Genomic DNA, 16,490 nt, shown 5'->3' on the forward strand with positions numbered 1-16,490 from the left:
TCGAGGCCGTAGTGGAGCAGGGCGCAAGCTTGTCGCTTAGCCGGGGGCGCATCATTCGAGACGGTGCGTTCCTCTCCAGCCTAAGGACTGATCCATTTCCAAGAGACCGTGGGAACACATTCTCCTCAGGCCTTCGAAAGCTAGGGATGGTCTGCAAAACCGCTCCAAGCCTTGCTCGATCTGACCGCATGCTTGCCAAATGTGGGCTGTGGCCGAGTCAACTCGGCGTGGGATTGAATCTGTCGACGAAGAAGACACGCATGCGCGAGTTCCACGATGAGATGGATCGGGTGGTTCCGTGAGATGCATTGGTGCAGATCGTCAAACCGCACAGCCCAGGCGCCGAGAAGGGCCGTCCGCTTTTTGTCATCGCAAACTGCCCGCAAAACTGACTCAGTTTCCGGCAGTCGCCAGCATGCAAGGGGTCGGAAACGCGTCTGCGTCACTAGGCCTTCGTATTTCCTATCGTCCCGGTGGACAGCAGTTACTAGGCCGTCCCGACCGATCATGGTGGGCATGGCTGATGTCTGCCTGCCCCTAGAATGACGCCTCATGGCCAAGGTTCATCTCTGGGTAGGCAATTTCCGCTCTGCGAGGCTGTTCCAGAAGTTCCTGGACCAGAAAGCGTACTTGGCGGCATGGGCGGCCTACGATCACGGGCCGCCTGCCGGCGACGGTCAGGACACGGAACCCGATCCCGCAGGCAGGTGCGCGTTCTGCGCGGAAGTGAATCTAGACAGCTTTGATGAAGACGCGCTGATCATGAAGCACTTCACGAAGCCCGCGAGCCTCGCCCGTGTCGCAAGTGACCTGATCGTGGATGAAAAGAGGCTCGGGGCCTTGTTGAACAAGCATGGCATCGACCAGTTCAACTCGGTGATCTCCTACCAAGACGCGCGCCTTGCAAAGAAAGATGCAGCGCGCGCCACTTCGGTTCGCTACTTGGGACAACTGGCGCAGCTTGCCGGAGATGACGAAGGCCCGAAGGACGCAGTCACCCACTATCTCTGGGTTGGATCAAGCGGGCTCGACAAGCAACGCATCCTCGCGCAGATCGGCGTCGACAGACGCGACGTTGTCGGTCTCGACTTCTTCCATTCTGACGATCAGATGCTTCTCGACGACCTGCTCATTTTGCGTGTCGACAATCTGTTCGTCGCGGAAAACATGATCCTCAAGCTGGACAAGATGAAGATCCGCAAGGCCCGCTCGGTCCTGCATCTAGCCTTGTGCGCGAGTGCTGCAAAGTTCAATGCCGAACAAGACGCTGCTACCTTGGGTTTGAGATACGTGGGGAAATTTCGCCCCGATTAGCGATCAATCGACGCTTGCTCGCCTCTCTTGCTCATGCAACCGACCGGCAGCACTCACTAATGCACGGGCGGGCCGTCGAGATGTGCGGTGCAGGCGCCGCACTGTCTCGACGCCGCAGCCGAACTTGCTCTTGTGAACCCGAAGATGTCGCGCAGCGCCCACCGACCAATGTGCAGACTCAAATCAGCAAACAACCCTCTTGCTTCTGCAAGTCCGGCATTTTTCCTTGTCGCTGCAAAGGCGTCGGCCCACTCCTTCTCAACACCATCGAGTTCAACTCCGTCCTGTTGTACCTCGTACCAATGAGCGCTTCTTTCAGCGGAGAACTCGTCTTCTCTCTGCCTGAGGAGGAGCGCCAACACATAGTGCGCGCGGTGGTCACCAGATGCAACTGCCCGGTCGAGACTTTCTTCCAGCATTGATGGCAACCCGTCTTCGCCGACCTGCGTTTCAACCTCATCGAACTCATCTGGCTCAGCTTCGTAGTCAACTGACGCTGCTTCTCGGGGGCTGGACGGCGGCTCCATGTACGGCATCGTTCGCCACAAGACCTATTGGCATGTCAAGCTGGAGCGCAGCCGGCAACGCTTCAGTAAGACGTTCTCGTTCGCCCAACTTGGCAGCGTTGAGGACGCATTGGCGCAGGCACAAGCATGGCGAGATGACATCGTGCATAAGCATCCGCCTGTGATGCGGCAGCAAAGAGCCAACAAGCTGCGCCGCAATAACAAGACAGGCATTGTGGGCGTCACTTGCGTGTTGGGCCCTGACGGCCGGCCGCTCCAGTGGTCGGCGCACACCTATATTGCGCCCGGCCAGATCCTGCAGAAGACATTCAGCGTCTACCGCTATGGCGACGATGCGCAGAAGTTGGCCATCGCCGAGCGGCAGAAACAGCTGGAACAAATGGAGGGCCGTGCGCGGTTGCATCCGGTCGAAGAGCAGGTTCGAAGCTCTTCGGCAAAGAAGGCATCGAGACGGCGCGCCGGGAGCGATGGTTCACCGTCAATTCGAGCAGTCGATTAATGGTCTGTCCTGTCGGCACCGGTTGAATCTTGACCGGGGCAATTTTCGGCCAGCGCCAACACCGTTGGCAGCTTAACGGCCAGCCGCGAACCGCAAGAAGTGCGAGCGCAGTTCCTGAAAGCTATCTTGATCGAACGCACGCTTGGGGTCGATGAGTACGAGCCGTTCGAAGCCGGCTTCAAAGTGCGAGGGCCAATCGTCCAGTGCGACCCACTCTGCGTCACTGCGGCCGTTCCCATCGAGCCAGGCCTGGATCTCTCGCTGGCGACGGTGGTGCACGGCCGCATTGGGGCCGAGCTGCGGCGTGGCTCCGATGATCCTGTGCCGGATGTCATCGCTGAAATACTGCTGCAGTTGCTCGACGCTCTCGGCCAGTCGCCAATCCGACGAGATGATGACCTTCACAGACTGGAACTCTCGCAGCAGTTCTTCCAGCAGCGGCAAATGGCAGAAGAACTTGCTGCTGAACGAGTAGTCTGTACCGACAGGATGAAGAACACCATCGACATCCAGGAACAGCAGATCGTTGGAATCACCCCCGCGGCCGGAGACGTCATGAATCAGCATTGCTTCCACCATAAGTAGATGGCGGTGTTCCATCACCCAACAAACCCCGCCTGGAAGGACTCCAGCAGATCGATCACATCGGTGGCTCGTCCCCCAGCCACCATTGACTCGGCTGTCTTGTAGGCGAACGACGCGAGCGGCTCGTTCCCATACCAGAAGATGGCGGCCTGAAGGTCATCTCCAGAGGCCTCTGCCACGGCAGCCAGCACTTGCAAGCTCATGCGGATATAGGACTGGACGCTCTCTGCCGCAGGTGCGCGAATGACCGTACTTCAGTGGACGTGCGCGTTGCCGGCGAAGGAATCTATATCCATGCCCATCATCTCGATGAACTTCAGCGGCGACAGAATCTGGTGGCCGCCCGAGCTGTCATGCAGGGAAACGATGAGCTCGCTCCCCTGGATTGTGGCGGTCAAGATCTCGCCCCCGGCAGAAACTGTGGCGTCTCTCATAGGTCGACCACCAACCGGGGGTTGAAGTCTTTGTTCTCGAACTCCCCGTGCCGGTTCATCAGGTAGCCGCGCGGATTGCACACCACCCGACAGGCGCCGACCCGGTAGTCGAAGCTGTCGTGCGTATGCCCATGCACCCAGAGGGATGGCACCTCGAAGAACTCGGGCAGCATCTCGTTGACGAATCCACCAGAAGCCCAGTCTTGCGCGAACCGCGGCGCCAGCGACTTGCGATGTGGCGCATGGTGGGTGACGACCACCGTGGGCCCGTCGAACCGCTCGGCGAGCTTCCTGCGTAGCCAAGAGCGATACCGCCTGTGGAGCTGCAAGATGTCCATCGGCACCAGATGCCTCGTGCCCCGGGAGTTGGACGTCAACGGATCGTCGATGCGGATGGCCGAGTAGTCAGCCAGGTAGCGCGAGCAAGCCGTCATCGAGCGATCGCGGTCCGACAGAAGGCGCACTGGCTGCCCCGCAAAGCCGGGGTTGTCGATACGCAGGCGAAAGTCCGTCCACAGGGTGCAGCCGAGGAAGCGCACACCGGCGATCACGACTTCGTCGCAGTCGAGAAAGTGGATGCCGTGCTCACTGGCCTGGCGTCGCATCTCGACCTGTTCCTGGTTCAGCACGGACGCGTAGTACTCATGGTTGCCGGCGTTCAGCACGATCGGCTTGTCACCGAAGCGAGCGGCGCCCGATTCGGGCTCGCCAAGCCCGCTCAACGGGGCCTGACGCAGCAGCTCGATGGCTGGGGCTGATTGTCTGGATGGCTCGCCATCACCTTATTCATCTACTCGCAATCGCAAATCACGTTCTGCAGACCGTCCCTAGAAATGATTTCTCCCCGCGAGATTGCTGCGGGTGTGATTCATGTAGTGTCTTCAAACTTCGGGGCAACAGACGACGAGGTCATCCTTACTGTCTCTCGCATGCTCGGATTCAGGGCACCCAGCCTTCAGATTCGAAAAGCCATTGGGGCAGTAGTCGATGGACTATTGGAGCGCCTTGAGCTAAGACGAGAGGAGAAAATGCTGATTGCAGTAGGAGGAAAGGTAGACGGTGCGTCGCCGTAAGTGCACTGGAAAAATGGTCCTCCAAGAATGAGGCATGAAACTTCTGCGTGATTCGCAAAAGTAGGGAATTCGCCGACATGGAGGGGGGGAGAATCGCGCTTATGCTCTGTCTCTTTAAGATCGAGACAGACTTATGACAAAGACATTCCTTCAAGTTCAAAACCAGATCGCGCAGTTGCAGCGCGAGGCCGATCAGTTGCGAAAGAAGGAGGCTGCCGGCGTACTGAGCCGTATTAAGGAGGCGATTTCTGTCTATGGTTTCACCGCAGAAGAGCTCGGGTTTGAGAAAGGCCGCGGGCAAGCGGTTACGGCCAAGAAGAAGGGGACTCGAAAGCCCCAAAAGACCAAGGAAACGGCCGCTGCTGTCAGAGCCCCGAAGTACAAGGACGATCAAGGCAACGTTTGGAGTGGCCGTGGCCCGCGTCCGGGTTGGTTCAAGGCAGCTCTAGAGGTTGGAAAGTCGGCTGAAGAGCTGCTCGCCTGAGCGATCTGTTGATGCTGCAACTGAACCGGAACTCGTTCTTACCGACCACCAGCCCGACCAACTCGCCAATCTGAACAGCCACGATCCGCAGGTGGTGGTGAACAACACGAAGGCCTTGGCCAAATGCCCCAAGGCCTTTGGCGAGATGACCTGGTTGGCGTTGGCGTCGGAGTGGCAGCGCGACTGGCGCGCACCGAGCACGCCGGCGAGTTGCCGGAGGTGCCCAAGCAGCACTTCGTTGGCTGCGGCATCGCGTACCTCTGGGGGCAACAGCTACTCACCGCCTGTGCCAAGCAACGCAGGGTGATCCGGCGGGGATGAAGAGATTCTTGAGCGCATGCTGCGGAAAGGCGGCTCATTTTTCGAGCCTCGTCACCCCCCATCTATATCGTGGTCGTCAGGCCTGGCGGCCGTTAGCATGATCAACGACCACGAGCCGCAATGCCTTTGTCACGCGGAGATGCTCGCATCGTGAAGTGCGCTTGCCATTCGACGAGATTCAAGTGAGGACGGCCGCGAGAGCGGCGGCACTCTCCCGAACAGGTTCGCCAATGGAATCGGCCGATTGAGAAGACTCCGGAGATCGGAGAATATTAAATTGCATCGAATCTTGAGGGCGCTATTTCGATGGAATAGGGCAGCCCCCGTCCTCGGCCTTGCAATTGAGGTAAGTCTGAAGATCCTTGATCCGAGTTCGAGTAATCTCTTCCTTGCAGCCGGAAAAAACCATGGGATACATGCTGCCTCCCTTATTCGTGGATGAGCTAAAGGTGCACTCGGCATCGCGAAAGCTCACCCAAGCCCTTTGTGCAACAACAAGCAGCTTTGCCGTTTCCGGGTCGCCCTTCAATCGTCCTCTGATTTGTCCATAGATCTTGTTCAGCTCGGCGTCAACTTTTGCGTAGGACTTGCTAGCGCACTGGTTAAGAGTTGATTGATCCGATGCGTTGGCGCAATCTTCCTGAGCCGACGAAAGGCCGGGAATGGCGAGAGACAAGCCGAGAATTAGTGCTGAAAATTTCACTATATTTCCTTTTTTTGAATTAAAACCAAGATGGCATTTTCTTCTTTTTGAAATGCGTATTGATCCGTCGCTTCCAATATCCTGGGTCCGACGCAGCACTTGAAGCGCAGCTCGATGCATCCCAAAATTTTTGGGTCCTGTAACTGCCACTCGAGTCCTTCCAGAGAAATGGAATTTCTGCGGTTCTGGGCATAACTTGACTTGGCCGGCGCCCAGCAGCAAGGGCCGCGAGTGTGCCCAGACAGCGCTAGGAGTATCCCCTCGGAAGCAAACTCGCGTCTAGCCCTAGAGCGGCGAACGATGACGCGAAATGCGGTATGGATAGCCTTGTCGGCGGCTTTTGGACCGAGATCCAAAGTGCATAGGGCGGGCACGTCCTGCTATGTAATTAAGCGGCCTGGATCAGATGCAGAAATCTCCGACATAGGCGTTCGAAGGGCCGCTGTCACTTCGCGTTTCTAGCTCTTCAAAATCGAAGAAAAATAGAAGTTATCGATTTTTTTGAAAGATTCAAATGTGAAGAAGCAATACAGTCTCAACTGGGTGTCGCTGTGCTTCGCCGCATCTGGGGCCGGCCCGCCATTGCAATGAAAGTTGCGGAGCTGAAACGGAGGCTGAGTTGTTTTGTGCAATGAGTTCCAACTGGGCTGTATTTCTAAGTCTGAGCTGAAACTACCCGTTCCACTGTGTATACATCGCACTTTGTTGCGCTCTCCTCGCGAGACCAAGGACCATGCGCATAGCCATCTTCGACAGGGATCCGAATCAGCTGGTCCAGTTTGCGCAGTTGCTTGAGACGCAGATAGTTAGCGACACGCCGGTCGTCTGTGAGACTTTCAGGGAAGAGGCTGCCTTTCAACGAAACTTGTCTCGCGAGTCCTTCGATCTATTGATATTTGAATGGCAGTTCATCGATGGAAGTGGTCCGAGAGTCTTGCAATGGTTGCGCAAGTGGCGCAGGGACTGCGTCCCGATCGTTGCTGTTGGATCGCGAGCTTCAGAATTCGATCTGGCTCAGGCGTTGGATTTGGGGGCCGATGACTACATCGCGAAGCCGGTTCACCTGCACGAACTTCGTGCACGCGTGCAGCGTCTAGTAAATCGCCAAGGCCAAGGCCAAAGCGGGACGGGAGGGCTCGTACGCGTTGGACCGTGGGAGTTCGACCGCATCTCGCATAGCGCCGTTCTCCGTAGAGAAACCGGTGCGACCCATTTGCAGGAGCGGTATGAGCTGACTTCTCGAGAGTTCGATATAGCTCTTAAATTGTTTCAGAATATTGGACGAACTTTGTCTCGCTCACACCTGTTGGAGAGCGCTGGGAGCGATGAGGAAAACGCCTCGCGCACCCTCGACAGTCATATCTATCGCTTGCGTCACAAGCTCCGCCTCAAAGCGGCGAGCGGCTTCCGTTTGCAGGCTGTCTATGGGCGCGGATATCGGTTGGAAGCATCCCTTGACGGTGAATCAGACGTGACACAGCCACAGCGCTGCGATGAGGCCAGCAGCATGAACGGCTGGATGTTCGAGCCACTTGTTCAGTCTTTTGATAACCCGGGCGCGTTCGCCCCTACGCACAATGGGGCGGTATTCACGCGCGGAATTTCTAGCGGATACGAGCGCACGCAACAGTGCTGAGTTGTCGGTCGATCCGGGATCGACCTCCGAACAGGACGTCACCGAACCGAGCTACAGAGCTCATTCGTCAGCTTCTGATGCGATCGCCATTGCGCGCTTAGGTCAAGCGCATGGGGTGCTCTGTGGCACGCGTATCTGAAAAGACACAGGAGAACTGCGCTGCGATAAGCTAGGACAAGCCACGTCACTCGGATGCTGTGCTTGCCCAACGTCCCACTCCGACGAGATTGAAATGTGCGTGCGGGGTGAAACGCAATGCCGATACGATCACAGGCAATAGCCAACTCGATGTGGCAAGCCTTCATGGCAAATGTGTTTGTGGCGCTGCTTGGCTGCACCGAATCTCCTTGCAACTGAATCTGATGGAACCTTCTCCTCCGATGGTTGACCCAGCCATTTTTCCCCACATTCGCATCGTGCTCAGCATGGTGGTAAGTCTTGGCATAGCGCGGCTGCTTTCCGGCGTGGCTCGATTCGTTCAGCATCCTGGACGCAAGCGTGCCTACGGGGTGCACCTGCTGTGGGTGCTGTCCTTGCTGCTGTCAATGATGCACTTCTGGTGGTGGGAGTTCTCTCTCTCGCACCTGCAAGTGTGGCGTTTCGAGACCTACGTTTTCGTTGTCGGCTACGCTGCGCTCTACTATTTTCTTTGCGCTGTTCTTTTTCCGGACGATTTGGCGGAATACACGGGCTACCGCGACTATTTCATGTCACGTCGAAGGTGGTTCTTCGCATTGCTGGCGACGACGTATCTAGTTGATGTTGCAGATACCTGGATCAAAGGTCAGGAGCATCTGACGGCACAAGGGTACGAATACGCAGTACGAACCGCCTCCTACGTGGTGCTGTGTGCTGTTGCTTCCTTGACCACCAATGCGCGTTTCCACGTCGCTTTCGCCATGGTCAGCTTGACTTACCAGATTTCATGGATTCTGCGTGTCTATGACGTGATCGGAAAATGAGCGAAAGTAGCCTCATGTTCCGTGCTCAAGGTGAGGCTCCATCAATCCTGAAAACCACTCCACGAACGCAACAAGACGCCTCGAACGCTGGCGTCGATGCGGATACAAGAGTGAGACCGGCATCGGAGACGCTCGGTATGCCGGCATGACTTCAACGAGTTCGCTCCGATCCAGTAGGTGCTTTACGTCGAAGCGAGGGATCTGAATCAGACCGTTGCCGCCACGACAACCTGCGATGTAGGTTTCGGCGTTGTTAACAACGATGCGACTTGGCAAAGTCAGCTCCTGGGATTGGCCCGAGGCGTCGAGATACTCCCAGGGAAGCTCCCGGCCGCTGGACGGTGAGGCGTAGCCGATTGCCCAATGCCCCTTGAGCAAATCCGTCGGTTTTTCCGGAATACCATGCTCGCGCAGATATGCTGGACTGCCGCAATTGACGAGGGCGATATGCCCCAGCGGACGAACCACCAGGCTGCTGTCATGCAAGGCCCCCACACGTACGACACAGTCGACGCCTTCCTGCAACAGATCGACGGCTCGATCGGAGGAGCCGAGAACCAACTGCAGTCGCGGATAGCGCCGTAGCAAACTCGGTAGGGCAGGCACGATGAGGCGTCGGGCGATGCGACTGGGCACGTCGATCCGCAGTCGACCAGCGACCTGCCGCTGACTGCTCTGAAATAGATGCTCGACATCCTCTGCGTCCGCCAATAGGGGGCGCAAGCGAGCGAGCAACTGCACGCCATCTGCCGTTAGATGAACTTGACGGGTGGTCCGGTTCAGCAGGCGCGTTCCTATTTTTTCCTCCAGTTGCTGGATCGCAGCGGATACCGTGGCGCGCGGCAAGGCGAGTGCATGGGCTGCCTTGATGAAGCTGCCCATCTCAGCCACCTGTACAAAAACGCGGTATTGATCGAGCTTGTCCATCAGGCTCTAAATTTCGAATGATGCTCAGGGCGGAGATAAAGATGGTTCAAGATCGAACGAGTGGCGCTCACCCAGCGAAGCCGCCCTGATCCAAGAAGGCCTGCTCCTGTGCGGTGGTCTCGCGCAGCAGCAGATGGTTGCGGTGTGGAAAGCGACCGAAGCGGCGGATGATGTCGCGGTGCCCTTCAGCATGCGACCGCTCGGTCGGGCCCAGTCGAGCGTTGAGTACCACTGAAGGTCTTGGTCAGCGAGGTCCTCGGAGTGTGCGAAAGGCAGGCAGAAGAACAGGCGAAACTGCGCGTCGACGGCCTCCGTGTGCCCGGCTGTATGCGCCATGCGCGCGAAGTGCCGAGCCAAGGGATCGGTCGCGTACATGTGGGCGGTTTCGCGAAAGGCATTGCGCGGAAACTGGTCCAGCAGGATCAGCAACGCCAGCGAACCCTCGGGCACATGCGCCCAAGCGTCGAGTTCGCGTCGTGCCGCCGAAAGATGCAGCCCAAAAAAGCGCTCCCGAAATCGCTGGTCGAATGCCGGATCGTGGCTGAACCAGCGGCGTGGGCCGCACGCCAGAAGCGCACAACATCGGCCGCATTGAACACTTGGCCTCGCGCACTGGTCGCCGTGCGCACGTGCACCGGCCTGGCGTCGGCTTCGGCTTCGGCATTCATGAGCTTTTCTTGCTGCGGCTGTGCAACAAGCGCGCCTCCCAAAAGCTCACCACCAGCACGACCACGGTGGTCAGCCAGCCCATGACCAACATATCCCCGACAAGGGCCACCGGCAACAGGGCCGCCAGCATCAGAACGCCCGCGAGGTGCGACGCCGGTACCTTGCCATAAACGACCCGCTTGTAGATGGCGCTGCCCAGCAGATAGATCGCTGGCCCGGCGAGCAGGACGGCAATCTGGGCCGCGCCCGGACGCGCATGCGGATGCGCCAACACCAGATCGTTGCCGACTGCAGATGCGATAACCCCCGCAATCAGAATGGCATGAACGTAATGAAAATACGCGCCAATCCGGCCCGGGTCCTCTGAGTGTGTGATGGCCGCCGTTGCATCCTTGCTCGAGGTGCCGAAGTAGAGCCACCACATGGCCAATGTACCGACGAAGGTGGCCAGCAGCGCCAGCACGACGGACATGTCCCAGCTTGCGGCATCGGCAAGCGTGGCGCCGCTGGCCAAAACCGTTTCACCCAGCGCGACGATCACGAACAACTGGCAGCGTTCGGCCAGATGAGCGCCTTCGATGGTCCATTCCTGCGTGCGGGAGCGCCCCATTCCGGGGAAGGCAAAACCGAACATCGGCGAGACATACTCGCAAAGAATGGCGGTCAGCCACAGCAAGGCACGCAGTTCGTGCTGCGTCAGCGCACCGGCGATCCAGAAGATCGCGGAGATCGATACCCAGCCGAGCATGCGACGGTAGTTGGGCGCCAGCGGATGGCCACTAGGCAATTGCAGTGCGATGAAGGCGGTTCGCCCGACCTGCATCGCGGCATAGGCGCCCGCGAAGATCGGCGCCCGATCGGAGAAGGCCTTCGGAATGCTGGCTGCCATGACTAGCCCGAGCAGCATGGTTGCGAACATGAGGCCCCGGATGCGCGGTGTCTCGGGGTCGAACCAGTTGGTGACCCAGCAGGTGTACTGCCAACCCAGCCATACGGCGAACCACAGGATCAACGTCTCGACCACGCCGAAGGCCGTGAGGTTGTGCAGCAGTTCATGGCTGAGCTGGGTCACCGCAAATACATAGACCAGGTCGAAGAAAAGTTCTTCATAGGTCACGCGCGCGTGGTGGCCATCGCGATGGCGCAGCAGGGGATGATGGCCTGGCGCCGGCTTGTGCGACATGGTCATTGCCTGAGTTTCACGAGTGCGAAAAGCGCCAGACGGCGATGCCCGCCACAACGGCGGGCACGGCGAAGACCAGCAGCAGGATCGGGAACTCCTCGCGCGCGCTGTAGCCCGCGTGGGCGACGCCCACCCACATGTTGACGGCGGCGGCCAGCAGCCACGCCGGCACGAAGGCCTTGGCCGCCAGCGCCATGCCTGCGGCGCTCGCACCCCAGAGCCAGCCGAACAGTACAAAAACACCCAGGAGGACCAAGCCGCCCGCCATGACCATCAGCACATGCATGTCGAATCTCCCTTATCTTTCACTGTTTGCGTAACGAACGATAAAAAGCCATTCCATCCTGCAGGTGCGGACCGAATGCGAATCCCTGCCGAATCATCTCGTCCAGATCTGTTTGCTGAATCTGAATGACATAGCTCTTCGCGGTGGTCACAAGGCGCGTGTTGTCGACGTTCAGCGCCTGCATGTCACGGCCGCCATACCACTTGGCTGGATCGGCGTGGCCCGCCTTGAGGCTTTGGCCCGCGTACTCGATCTGCCAGCCGCCATCGAGCAGCACCCAGAAGCTGTCGACTCCGCGCGCGTGGCCGGCGATCTCGGTATCGGGAATGACGGACCATTCGCGTGAATGATCAATCACCCATTGCAACTGCTCGTGCGACAGCGCTGTGAAGAACGGTGTCTTCGCCAACAGATGCAGATAGGTGACGGATGCACTCATGCCCGGCGCTGGCGGTGGCACAGTCGGTTTCTGCGCGCAGGCGCTCAGAGGAACGGTGACGGCCACGACCGTAATCAGAAGTGCCCTACGGCGAACTGGATCGTGCATGTCTTCTCCAGAGGTAGTTGCAATGCAAACGCGTTGGCGCTATGCGAATACACGGAGGTTCTTCGCAATGTCTTTGCCAGCATAGGGCGGAAAGACGTCGAGTTCCAAGTCAGGGTTGCCAAGCAGCATGGCCTTGGTGTTGCTGAGCGCGTCAAAGCCAGCTTTTCCGTAGTACTTACCCATGCCGCTGTAGCCAACGCCGCCGAACGGCAGGCTGTCGATCCAGCAATGCAGATTCGTCTGGTTGACGCAGCCGCCGCCGAAAGAGAGGCTGCCCAGCACGTAGTCGATGCTTGCCTGGTCCTTGCTGAAAATATAGGCGGCAAGCGATTTCGGCTTGCGCTTCATGAGTGCGACGATGTCTTTCAGGTCGGAATACGGCAGCACCGGCAGCACTGGACCGAAGACCTCTTGCTGCAATGCCGGATCGTCCCAGCTCGACGGATAGAGGATCGTCGGCTCGACGTAGCGCGCCGCGATGTCGAATCGCCCGCCGTGCACCACCTTGTCGGGCAGGATGTACGACGCGACGCGTTGCGCGTCTTTCTCACTGATCATGCGGGCGAAGTCGAGGCTCTGCTGTGGATCGACACCATACATCTTGACGATGGAAGCCTTGAGTTTGACGATGAAGGCATCGGCGACGCTTTCATGGACATAGACGTAGCCCGGTGCTATGCACCACTGGCCGGAGATGGCGTTGTGGCCCCAGGCGATACGGTCGGCCGCAATGTCGAGGTTGGCGGTTTGGTCGACGATGGTCGGGTTCTGTCCGCCGAGTTCCAGAATGACCGGCGTCAGGTTCTCGGCTGCTGCGTGCATGACGATCTTGCCGACCGCCGAACTGCCGGTGAAGAAAATGAAGTCGAAGGGCAGTGCAAGCAGATCGGCGATCTCCTCGCGACCGCCTGTGACGATCGACACGTTCTCGGGCTCGAAGTACTCCGGTACGAATTTCTGGAACAAGGCTGCTGTGGCCGGTGTCGTGTTGGCTGGCTTGAGCACCACCGTGTTTCCTGCGGCCAAAGCGGCGATGGCCGGGTCGAGTAGCAGCAGGATAGGTGCGTTGAAGGGGCCGATGACCAGCGTGACGCCGTAGGGCTCCTTCAGTATCAGCCCGCGGTTGCCGGTCGCTTCCAGCCCGCTTGGGATTGCGACCGGCTGGGGGGTCATCAGCTCATTGAGGTTCTCCCGGTAGTACCTGATGTTGCCAAGCGGCACCGTGATCTCGAAGAGTTGCTCGAAGGACGGCTTGCCGAAGTCCTGGTAGAGGGCGGCACAAAATTCCTCCTGGCGTTCACGCAGCATCCGCTCCAGGCGATCGAGTTGATCGATACGCCACTCATAGGATTTGGTGATGTCGCTACGAAAGTGCGATTGTTGGACGTCCAGGATCGATTGAAAGCGGTTGCTCATGACGACGACTCCTACAAGAATGAAGCGGACGCACGAAAGTCCGCAGCCGAAGAGGCAATTTGATGCCTCGATCTAGGCCCGGCCCAGGGTCTAGAGTTCGTCCAACGCCTCAAGAACAAGACTGGCCGTGATGCCGCTGCTGTATTGCTGTTGCCCTGTGATCAGGCGTCCGTCCCGCACGGCGAACGGCTCATTGGCGGGGCGGCATAGGAATCGGGTGCCTTCCATATGAGCCGCTTCGCTTTGGATGGTGTACTCGTTCAGCGTCATGCCGAAGGTCGCGTTCACTTCGTCTTCCTCTTCGTCGGTGAATCCAGTCCAGTGCTTCCCGTCGGCCAGGAGTTTTCCATCTGACAGGCGGGTCCAGAGCAGCAAAGAGGAACCATGGCAGATCAACGCGACGATCTTGCCGTTTTCATAGAAGCCCGCGATCAGCCTGTGCAGTGCCGAATCATCCTTGAACGTCAGCAGCGGGCCTCCGCCACCGGCGACCCAGACTGCGTCATAGTCATCCAGCGAAATCGCGCTGATGGGGAGGGTGTTTTTCAACATTGCGCCGAACTTCGGATGGTGGACGAAGCCCAGGCTGATGAGGTCGGCGGCGTAGGCGCCCCCCGGCGTGCGCGGGTCGCTGTGTGTATCGAACATCACCTCGCCTCCCTTGGGGGACGCGAGATCCACCTGATGCCCGGCCTCCGTGAACATCAGGAACGCACGCGTCATTTCTTCGGCAAAGAACCCGACGGGAAAGCCTTTGAGTTGGGTGGTGTTGGAGACGACTGAGAGAATGCGCTTGGTCCGGTACCTCACGCCAATGCGGGTTTCCATTTTGAGATCCGACAATGCCATGGTTTTTGTGTCCTGATAAAAGTTTCGGTGTGATGCGGGCCGGCTGGTGCGGTTTGATCAGCGAGATGATCGAACCGCACCAACTCCTAGAGAAATTTTTAGGTTCTCACTGCCCCCGTGCGCGCAGGCCAAGTTGCTTCACCGCCATGGCGATAAGTGACCAAACGGGAGCCTTTGCTCACCACCGGCGGAAAATAACTCGGTTGTCCTCGCTTCTACATCAGTTGATCGGCGAAATAATGCCTCCGTTGATGAAACTGGTGGTGCCAGTCATCCAACGCGCTTCGGGCGAGACAAGAAACAACGCAAGTCCTGTGATGTCGGCGATATTGCCGAGGCCGCCGTCTATCGACATTGATCTGAGCCAAGCAATGTTCTCATCGGATTCGGCGGGATAGAAGAACGATGTGTCCAATGGGCCAGGGGCGATGCAGTTGACCGTAACAGCGCGTCCCCCGAGTTCTTTGGCGAGCGCCTTACTGAAATGTTCGAGGGGAGCCTTACTGCCAGCATAGCCTGCATACGTGGGTGCAAAGGCGGCCACCATTGTGGTGACGAAGCTCAGAATTCGACCCTCGTCGGCGATCTTCTTGGACGCTTCCTTGAGTAGAAAAAACGCGGCCTTGGCATTGACATTGAAAAGGTCATCGAACTCTGCCTCTTCAAACTCGGCGAGTGGCTTTCGGATGATTTTCCCCGCCGTGTTGATGAGGATGTCTACCTTGCCGAATCTTGTCAGAGCGGCATCAAACAGCGCTGTGGCCTGCGCCTGCTTGGTGAGGTCAGCCTGGAAAATAAGCGCTTCCCGTCCATGCCCACGCACAACGGCGGCGGTTTCTTCTGCCTGCTCCTGCTTGGCCGCCGAATTGTAGTGAATCACTAGATCGGCTCCTTCCTGCGCCAGCAGTTCTGCCAGCGCCTTTCCCACGTTCGCTGAGGCGCCGACGACGATAGCGGTCTTGCCGACGAAGCGTCGGGCGCCTGTGCTTGTTGCCGAGGGAAATTCCTTGCGAACTTCCTGGTGTGCGATAGCGACCATTTTTTGTTAACTCCCTGTTGATAAAAGAAGAATGTCGATCTGCCTCGTTGCCGTCGAAGGATCACCGCGATATCAACGCGCCTAGCTTTTGGTGGAAGCGAAAAGTCTCTATGGAGCGGTTGTTCCCTTGGGGCGCATATCCTGACCGAATTTGCGTCGCGGGGTTCCGGTCGGCTCTTGAGCAGACGGAAAACCAGCAGGTCACTCAGACGTCTACTTGGTGGTGTATCCGCCGTTGATCAGGATCGTTTGTCCGGTGATCCACCAGCCATCGCTGACCAGATGACGGATGAAGGGAACCACATCCTCGATGTCAGTCAAACCGGTCTTGCTGAACGGGGAAAGCGCCGCGGCGGTCTTGTGATACGCCACCGCGTCAGCGCCTTCGGCCGGATAGAAGAACGGCGTGTCCATCGGACCGGGGCCGACCGCTGTCACTGAAATGCCGCGTGCTCCCAGTTCCTTGGAGGCCGCGCGGGTGTAGTGTTCCACGGGCGCCTTGGTGCCTGCGTAGGCGGCATAGAACGGCGTGAATGCGCCCAGGAGCGATGTGACGACAGTGCAGATCTTGCCGTTGTCGTTCAGGCTCTTGCCTGCTTCCTTGAGAAAGAAGAACGCCGTCTTGGAGTTGACCGCCGTCATCTCGTCGTACTCGGGTTCACTGATCTCAGCCATCGACTTTTTGAGCACTTTCCCCACTGTGTTGATGGCAATGTCGGGCTTCCCGACAGCGGCGATCGTGTCGGCGAACAGCTTTTCGACGGCACTCGCTGTGGTCAGATCTCCCTGGAGCGCAATTGCCTTCGCGCCAAGGGCCTCGATCGCCGCAACTGTCGCATCGGCATCGGCCTTGGACGCTGCGCTGTTGTAGTGGATCGCAACAGCCTTCGCGCCTTGTTCGGCAAGATCGCGAGCGATCAGTCCGCCTAGGTTCTTGGCGCCGCCTGCGACGAGAACGATCTTGCCTTTGATGGAATGGACTGCCATAAGTAAATCTCCATTGAACGAATGAAGGATTAGCTTAGGCTGTTTTCCT

General features: G+C 58.3%; 20 protein-coding genes and 2 pseudogenes. 6 read left to right on the forward strand and 16 right to left on the reverse strand.

Annotated elements, in window-relative coordinates; all coding sequences use genetic code 11:
* Window positions 1-188: 188 nt before the first annotated feature.
* Window positions 189-371, forward strand: a pseudogene (locus ACSFA7_RS32425) (hypothetical protein); the annotation flags it as partial.
* A 181-nt stretch (window positions 372-552) separates the two neighbouring features.
* Window positions 553-1,314 carry an immunity 22 family protein gene (locus tag ACSFA7_RS32430; RefSeq protein WP_435503160.1) on the forward strand — a complete coding sequence of 254 codons (762 nt, stop codon included), beginning with the start codon at window positions 553-555 and terminating at the stop codon, window positions 1,312-1,314.
* 56 nt (window positions 1,315-1,370) lie between these two features.
* Here the strand turns inward: ACSFA7_RS32430 and ACSFA7_RS32435 are convergent, their stop codons facing one another.
* The gene (locus tag ACSFA7_RS32435) at window positions 1,371-1,841 is read right to left on the reverse strand and encodes a hypothetical protein (protein WP_435503161.1); all 471 of its coding nucleotides are present in this window, start codon (window positions 1,839-1,841) and stop codon (window positions 1,371-1,373) included.
* Here ACSFA7_RS32435 and ACSFA7_RS32440 point away from each other — a divergent pair.
* On the forward strand, window positions 1,840-2,340 hold the full coding sequence (locus ACSFA7_RS32440; RefSeq protein WP_435503162.1) for a hypothetical protein: 501 nt from the start codon (window positions 1,840-1,842) through the stop codon (window positions 2,338-2,340). The genes ACSFA7_RS32435 and ACSFA7_RS32440 overlap by 2 nt on opposite strands.
* 72 nt (window positions 2,341-2,412) lie before the next feature.
* Here ACSFA7_RS32440 and ACSFA7_RS32445 read toward each other — a convergent pair whose 3' ends face one another.
* Genes ACSFA7_RS32445 through ACSFA7_RS32460 form a run of 4 tightly spaced genes read right to left on the reverse strand, consistent with a single transcriptional unit; the run spans window position 2,413 to window position 4,081 of the window.
* A complete protein-coding gene (locus tag ACSFA7_RS32445) occupies window positions 2,413-2,907 on the reverse strand; it encodes an HAD domain-containing protein (RefSeq protein WP_435503163.1) in 495 nt (164 codons plus the stop codon).
* A gap of 32 nt (window positions 2,908-2,939) precedes the next feature.
* Window positions 2,940-3,128: a hypothetical protein gene (locus ACSFA7_RS32450; RefSeq protein ID WP_435503164.1), complete on the reverse strand. Its 189-nt coding sequence runs from the start codon at window positions 3,126-3,128 to the stop codon at window positions 2,940-2,942.
* 51 nt (window positions 3,129-3,179) lie between these two features.
* Window positions 3,180-3,323 (reverse strand): hypothetical protein, encoded by a 144-nt coding sequence (locus tag ACSFA7_RS32455; RefSeq protein ID WP_435503165.1) that lies wholly within the window; start codon window positions 3,321-3,323, stop codon window positions 3,180-3,182.
* Between the two features lie 32 nt (window positions 3,324-3,355).
* Entirely contained in the window at window positions 3,356-4,081 is a 726-nt protein-coding gene (locus ACSFA7_RS32460; RefSeq protein ID WP_435503166.1) for a metallophosphoesterase, read from the reverse strand.
* Between the two features lie 484 nt (window positions 4,082-4,565).
* Between ACSFA7_RS32460 and ACSFA7_RS32465 the strand changes: the two genes are divergently transcribed.
* Window positions 4,566-4,916 (forward strand): H-NS histone family protein, encoded by a 351-nt coding sequence (locus ACSFA7_RS32465; RefSeq protein WP_435503167.1) that lies wholly within the window; start codon window positions 4,566-4,568, stop codon window positions 4,914-4,916.
* A 619-nt stretch (window positions 4,917-5,535) separates the two neighbouring features.
* Here ACSFA7_RS32465 and ACSFA7_RS32470 read toward each other — a convergent pair.
* Window positions 5,536-6,090 carry a lysozyme inhibitor LprI family protein gene (locus ACSFA7_RS32470; protein ID WP_435503168.1) on the reverse strand — a complete coding sequence of 185 codons (555 nt, stop codon included), beginning with the start codon at window positions 6,088-6,090 and terminating at the stop codon, window positions 5,536-5,538.
* Window positions 6,091-6,673: 583 nt separating this feature from the next.
* On the opposite strand from ACSFA7_RS32470, the gene ACSFA7_RS32475 reads away from it, so the two are divergent.
* Window positions 6,674-7,576, forward strand: coding sequence for a response regulator transcription factor (locus tag ACSFA7_RS32475; RefSeq protein WP_435503169.1), 903 nt, complete (start codon window positions 6,674-6,676; stop codon window positions 7,574-7,576).
* A 245-nt stretch (window positions 7,577-7,821) separates the two neighbouring features.
* On the forward strand, window positions 7,822-8,538 hold the full coding sequence (locus ACSFA7_RS32480) for a hypothetical protein (protein WP_435503170.1): 717 nt from the start codon (window positions 7,822-7,824) through the stop codon (window positions 8,536-8,538).
* Between the two features lie 12 nt (window positions 8,539-8,550).
* On the opposite strand, the gene ACSFA7_RS32485 is transcribed toward ACSFA7_RS32480, so the two are convergent.
* The 10 genes and pseudogenes from ACSFA7_RS32485 to ACSFA7_RS32530 form a co-directional block, all read right to left on the reverse strand.
* Complete coding sequence (locus ACSFA7_RS32485; RefSeq protein ID WP_435503171.1) at window positions 8,551-9,465, reverse strand: LysR family transcriptional regulator; 915 nt, start codon at window positions 9,463-9,465, stop codon at window positions 8,551-8,553.
* Between the two features lie 67 nt (window positions 9,466-9,532).
* Window positions 9,533-9,697, reverse strand: a complete 165-nt coding sequence (locus ACSFA7_RS32490; protein WP_435503172.1) for a DUF924 family protein — start codon at window positions 9,695-9,697, stop codon at window positions 9,533-9,535.
* Window positions 9,631-10,035 (reverse strand): annotated as a pseudogene (locus tag ACSFA7_RS32495) (DUF924 family protein); the annotation flags it as partial. The gene ACSFA7_RS32490 and the pseudogene ACSFA7_RS32495, both read right to left, overlap by 67 nt.
* Window positions 10,036-10,129: 94 nt before the next feature.
* Window positions 10,130-11,317, reverse strand: a complete 1,188-nt coding sequence (locus tag ACSFA7_RS32500; protein WP_435503194.1) for a low temperature requirement protein A — start codon at window positions 11,315-11,317, stop codon at window positions 10,130-10,132.
* Between the two features lie 16 nt (window positions 11,318-11,333).
* Window positions 11,334-11,603, reverse strand: coding sequence for a hypothetical protein (locus ACSFA7_RS32505; protein WP_435503173.1), 270 nt, complete (start codon window positions 11,601-11,603; stop codon window positions 11,334-11,336).
* Window positions 11,604-11,622: 19 nt separating this feature from the next.
* A complete protein-coding gene (locus ACSFA7_RS32510; RefSeq protein ID WP_435503174.1) occupies window positions 11,623-12,150 on the reverse strand; it encodes a hypothetical protein in 528 nt (175 codons plus the stop codon).
* 39 nt (window positions 12,151-12,189) lie between these two features.
* Window positions 12,190-13,566, reverse strand: coding sequence for an aldehyde dehydrogenase family protein (locus ACSFA7_RS32515; protein ID WP_435503175.1), 1,377 nt, complete (start codon window positions 13,564-13,566; stop codon window positions 12,190-12,192).
* A 90-nt stretch (window positions 13,567-13,656) separates the two neighbouring features.
* Entirely contained in the window at window positions 13,657-14,415 is a 759-nt protein-coding gene (locus ACSFA7_RS32520) for a type 1 glutamine amidotransferase domain-containing protein (protein WP_435503176.1), read from the reverse strand.
* Between the two features lie 220 nt (window positions 14,416-14,635).
* A complete protein-coding gene (locus tag ACSFA7_RS32525) occupies window positions 14,636-15,454 on the reverse strand; it encodes an SDR family oxidoreductase (RefSeq protein ID WP_435503177.1) in 819 nt (272 codons plus the stop codon).
* 213 nt (window positions 15,455-15,667) lie between these two features.
* Window positions 15,668-16,441 (reverse strand): SDR family oxidoreductase, encoded by a 774-nt coding sequence (locus tag ACSFA7_RS32530; RefSeq protein WP_435503178.1) that lies wholly within the window; start codon window positions 16,439-16,441, stop codon window positions 15,668-15,670.
* Window positions 16,442-16,490 lie beyond the last annotated feature (49 nt).

The organism is Variovorax trehalosi, from assembly GCF_051216415.1.
Classification (GTDB): Bacteria; Pseudomonadota; Gammaproteobacteria; order Burkholderiales; family Burkholderiaceae_C; genus Variovorax.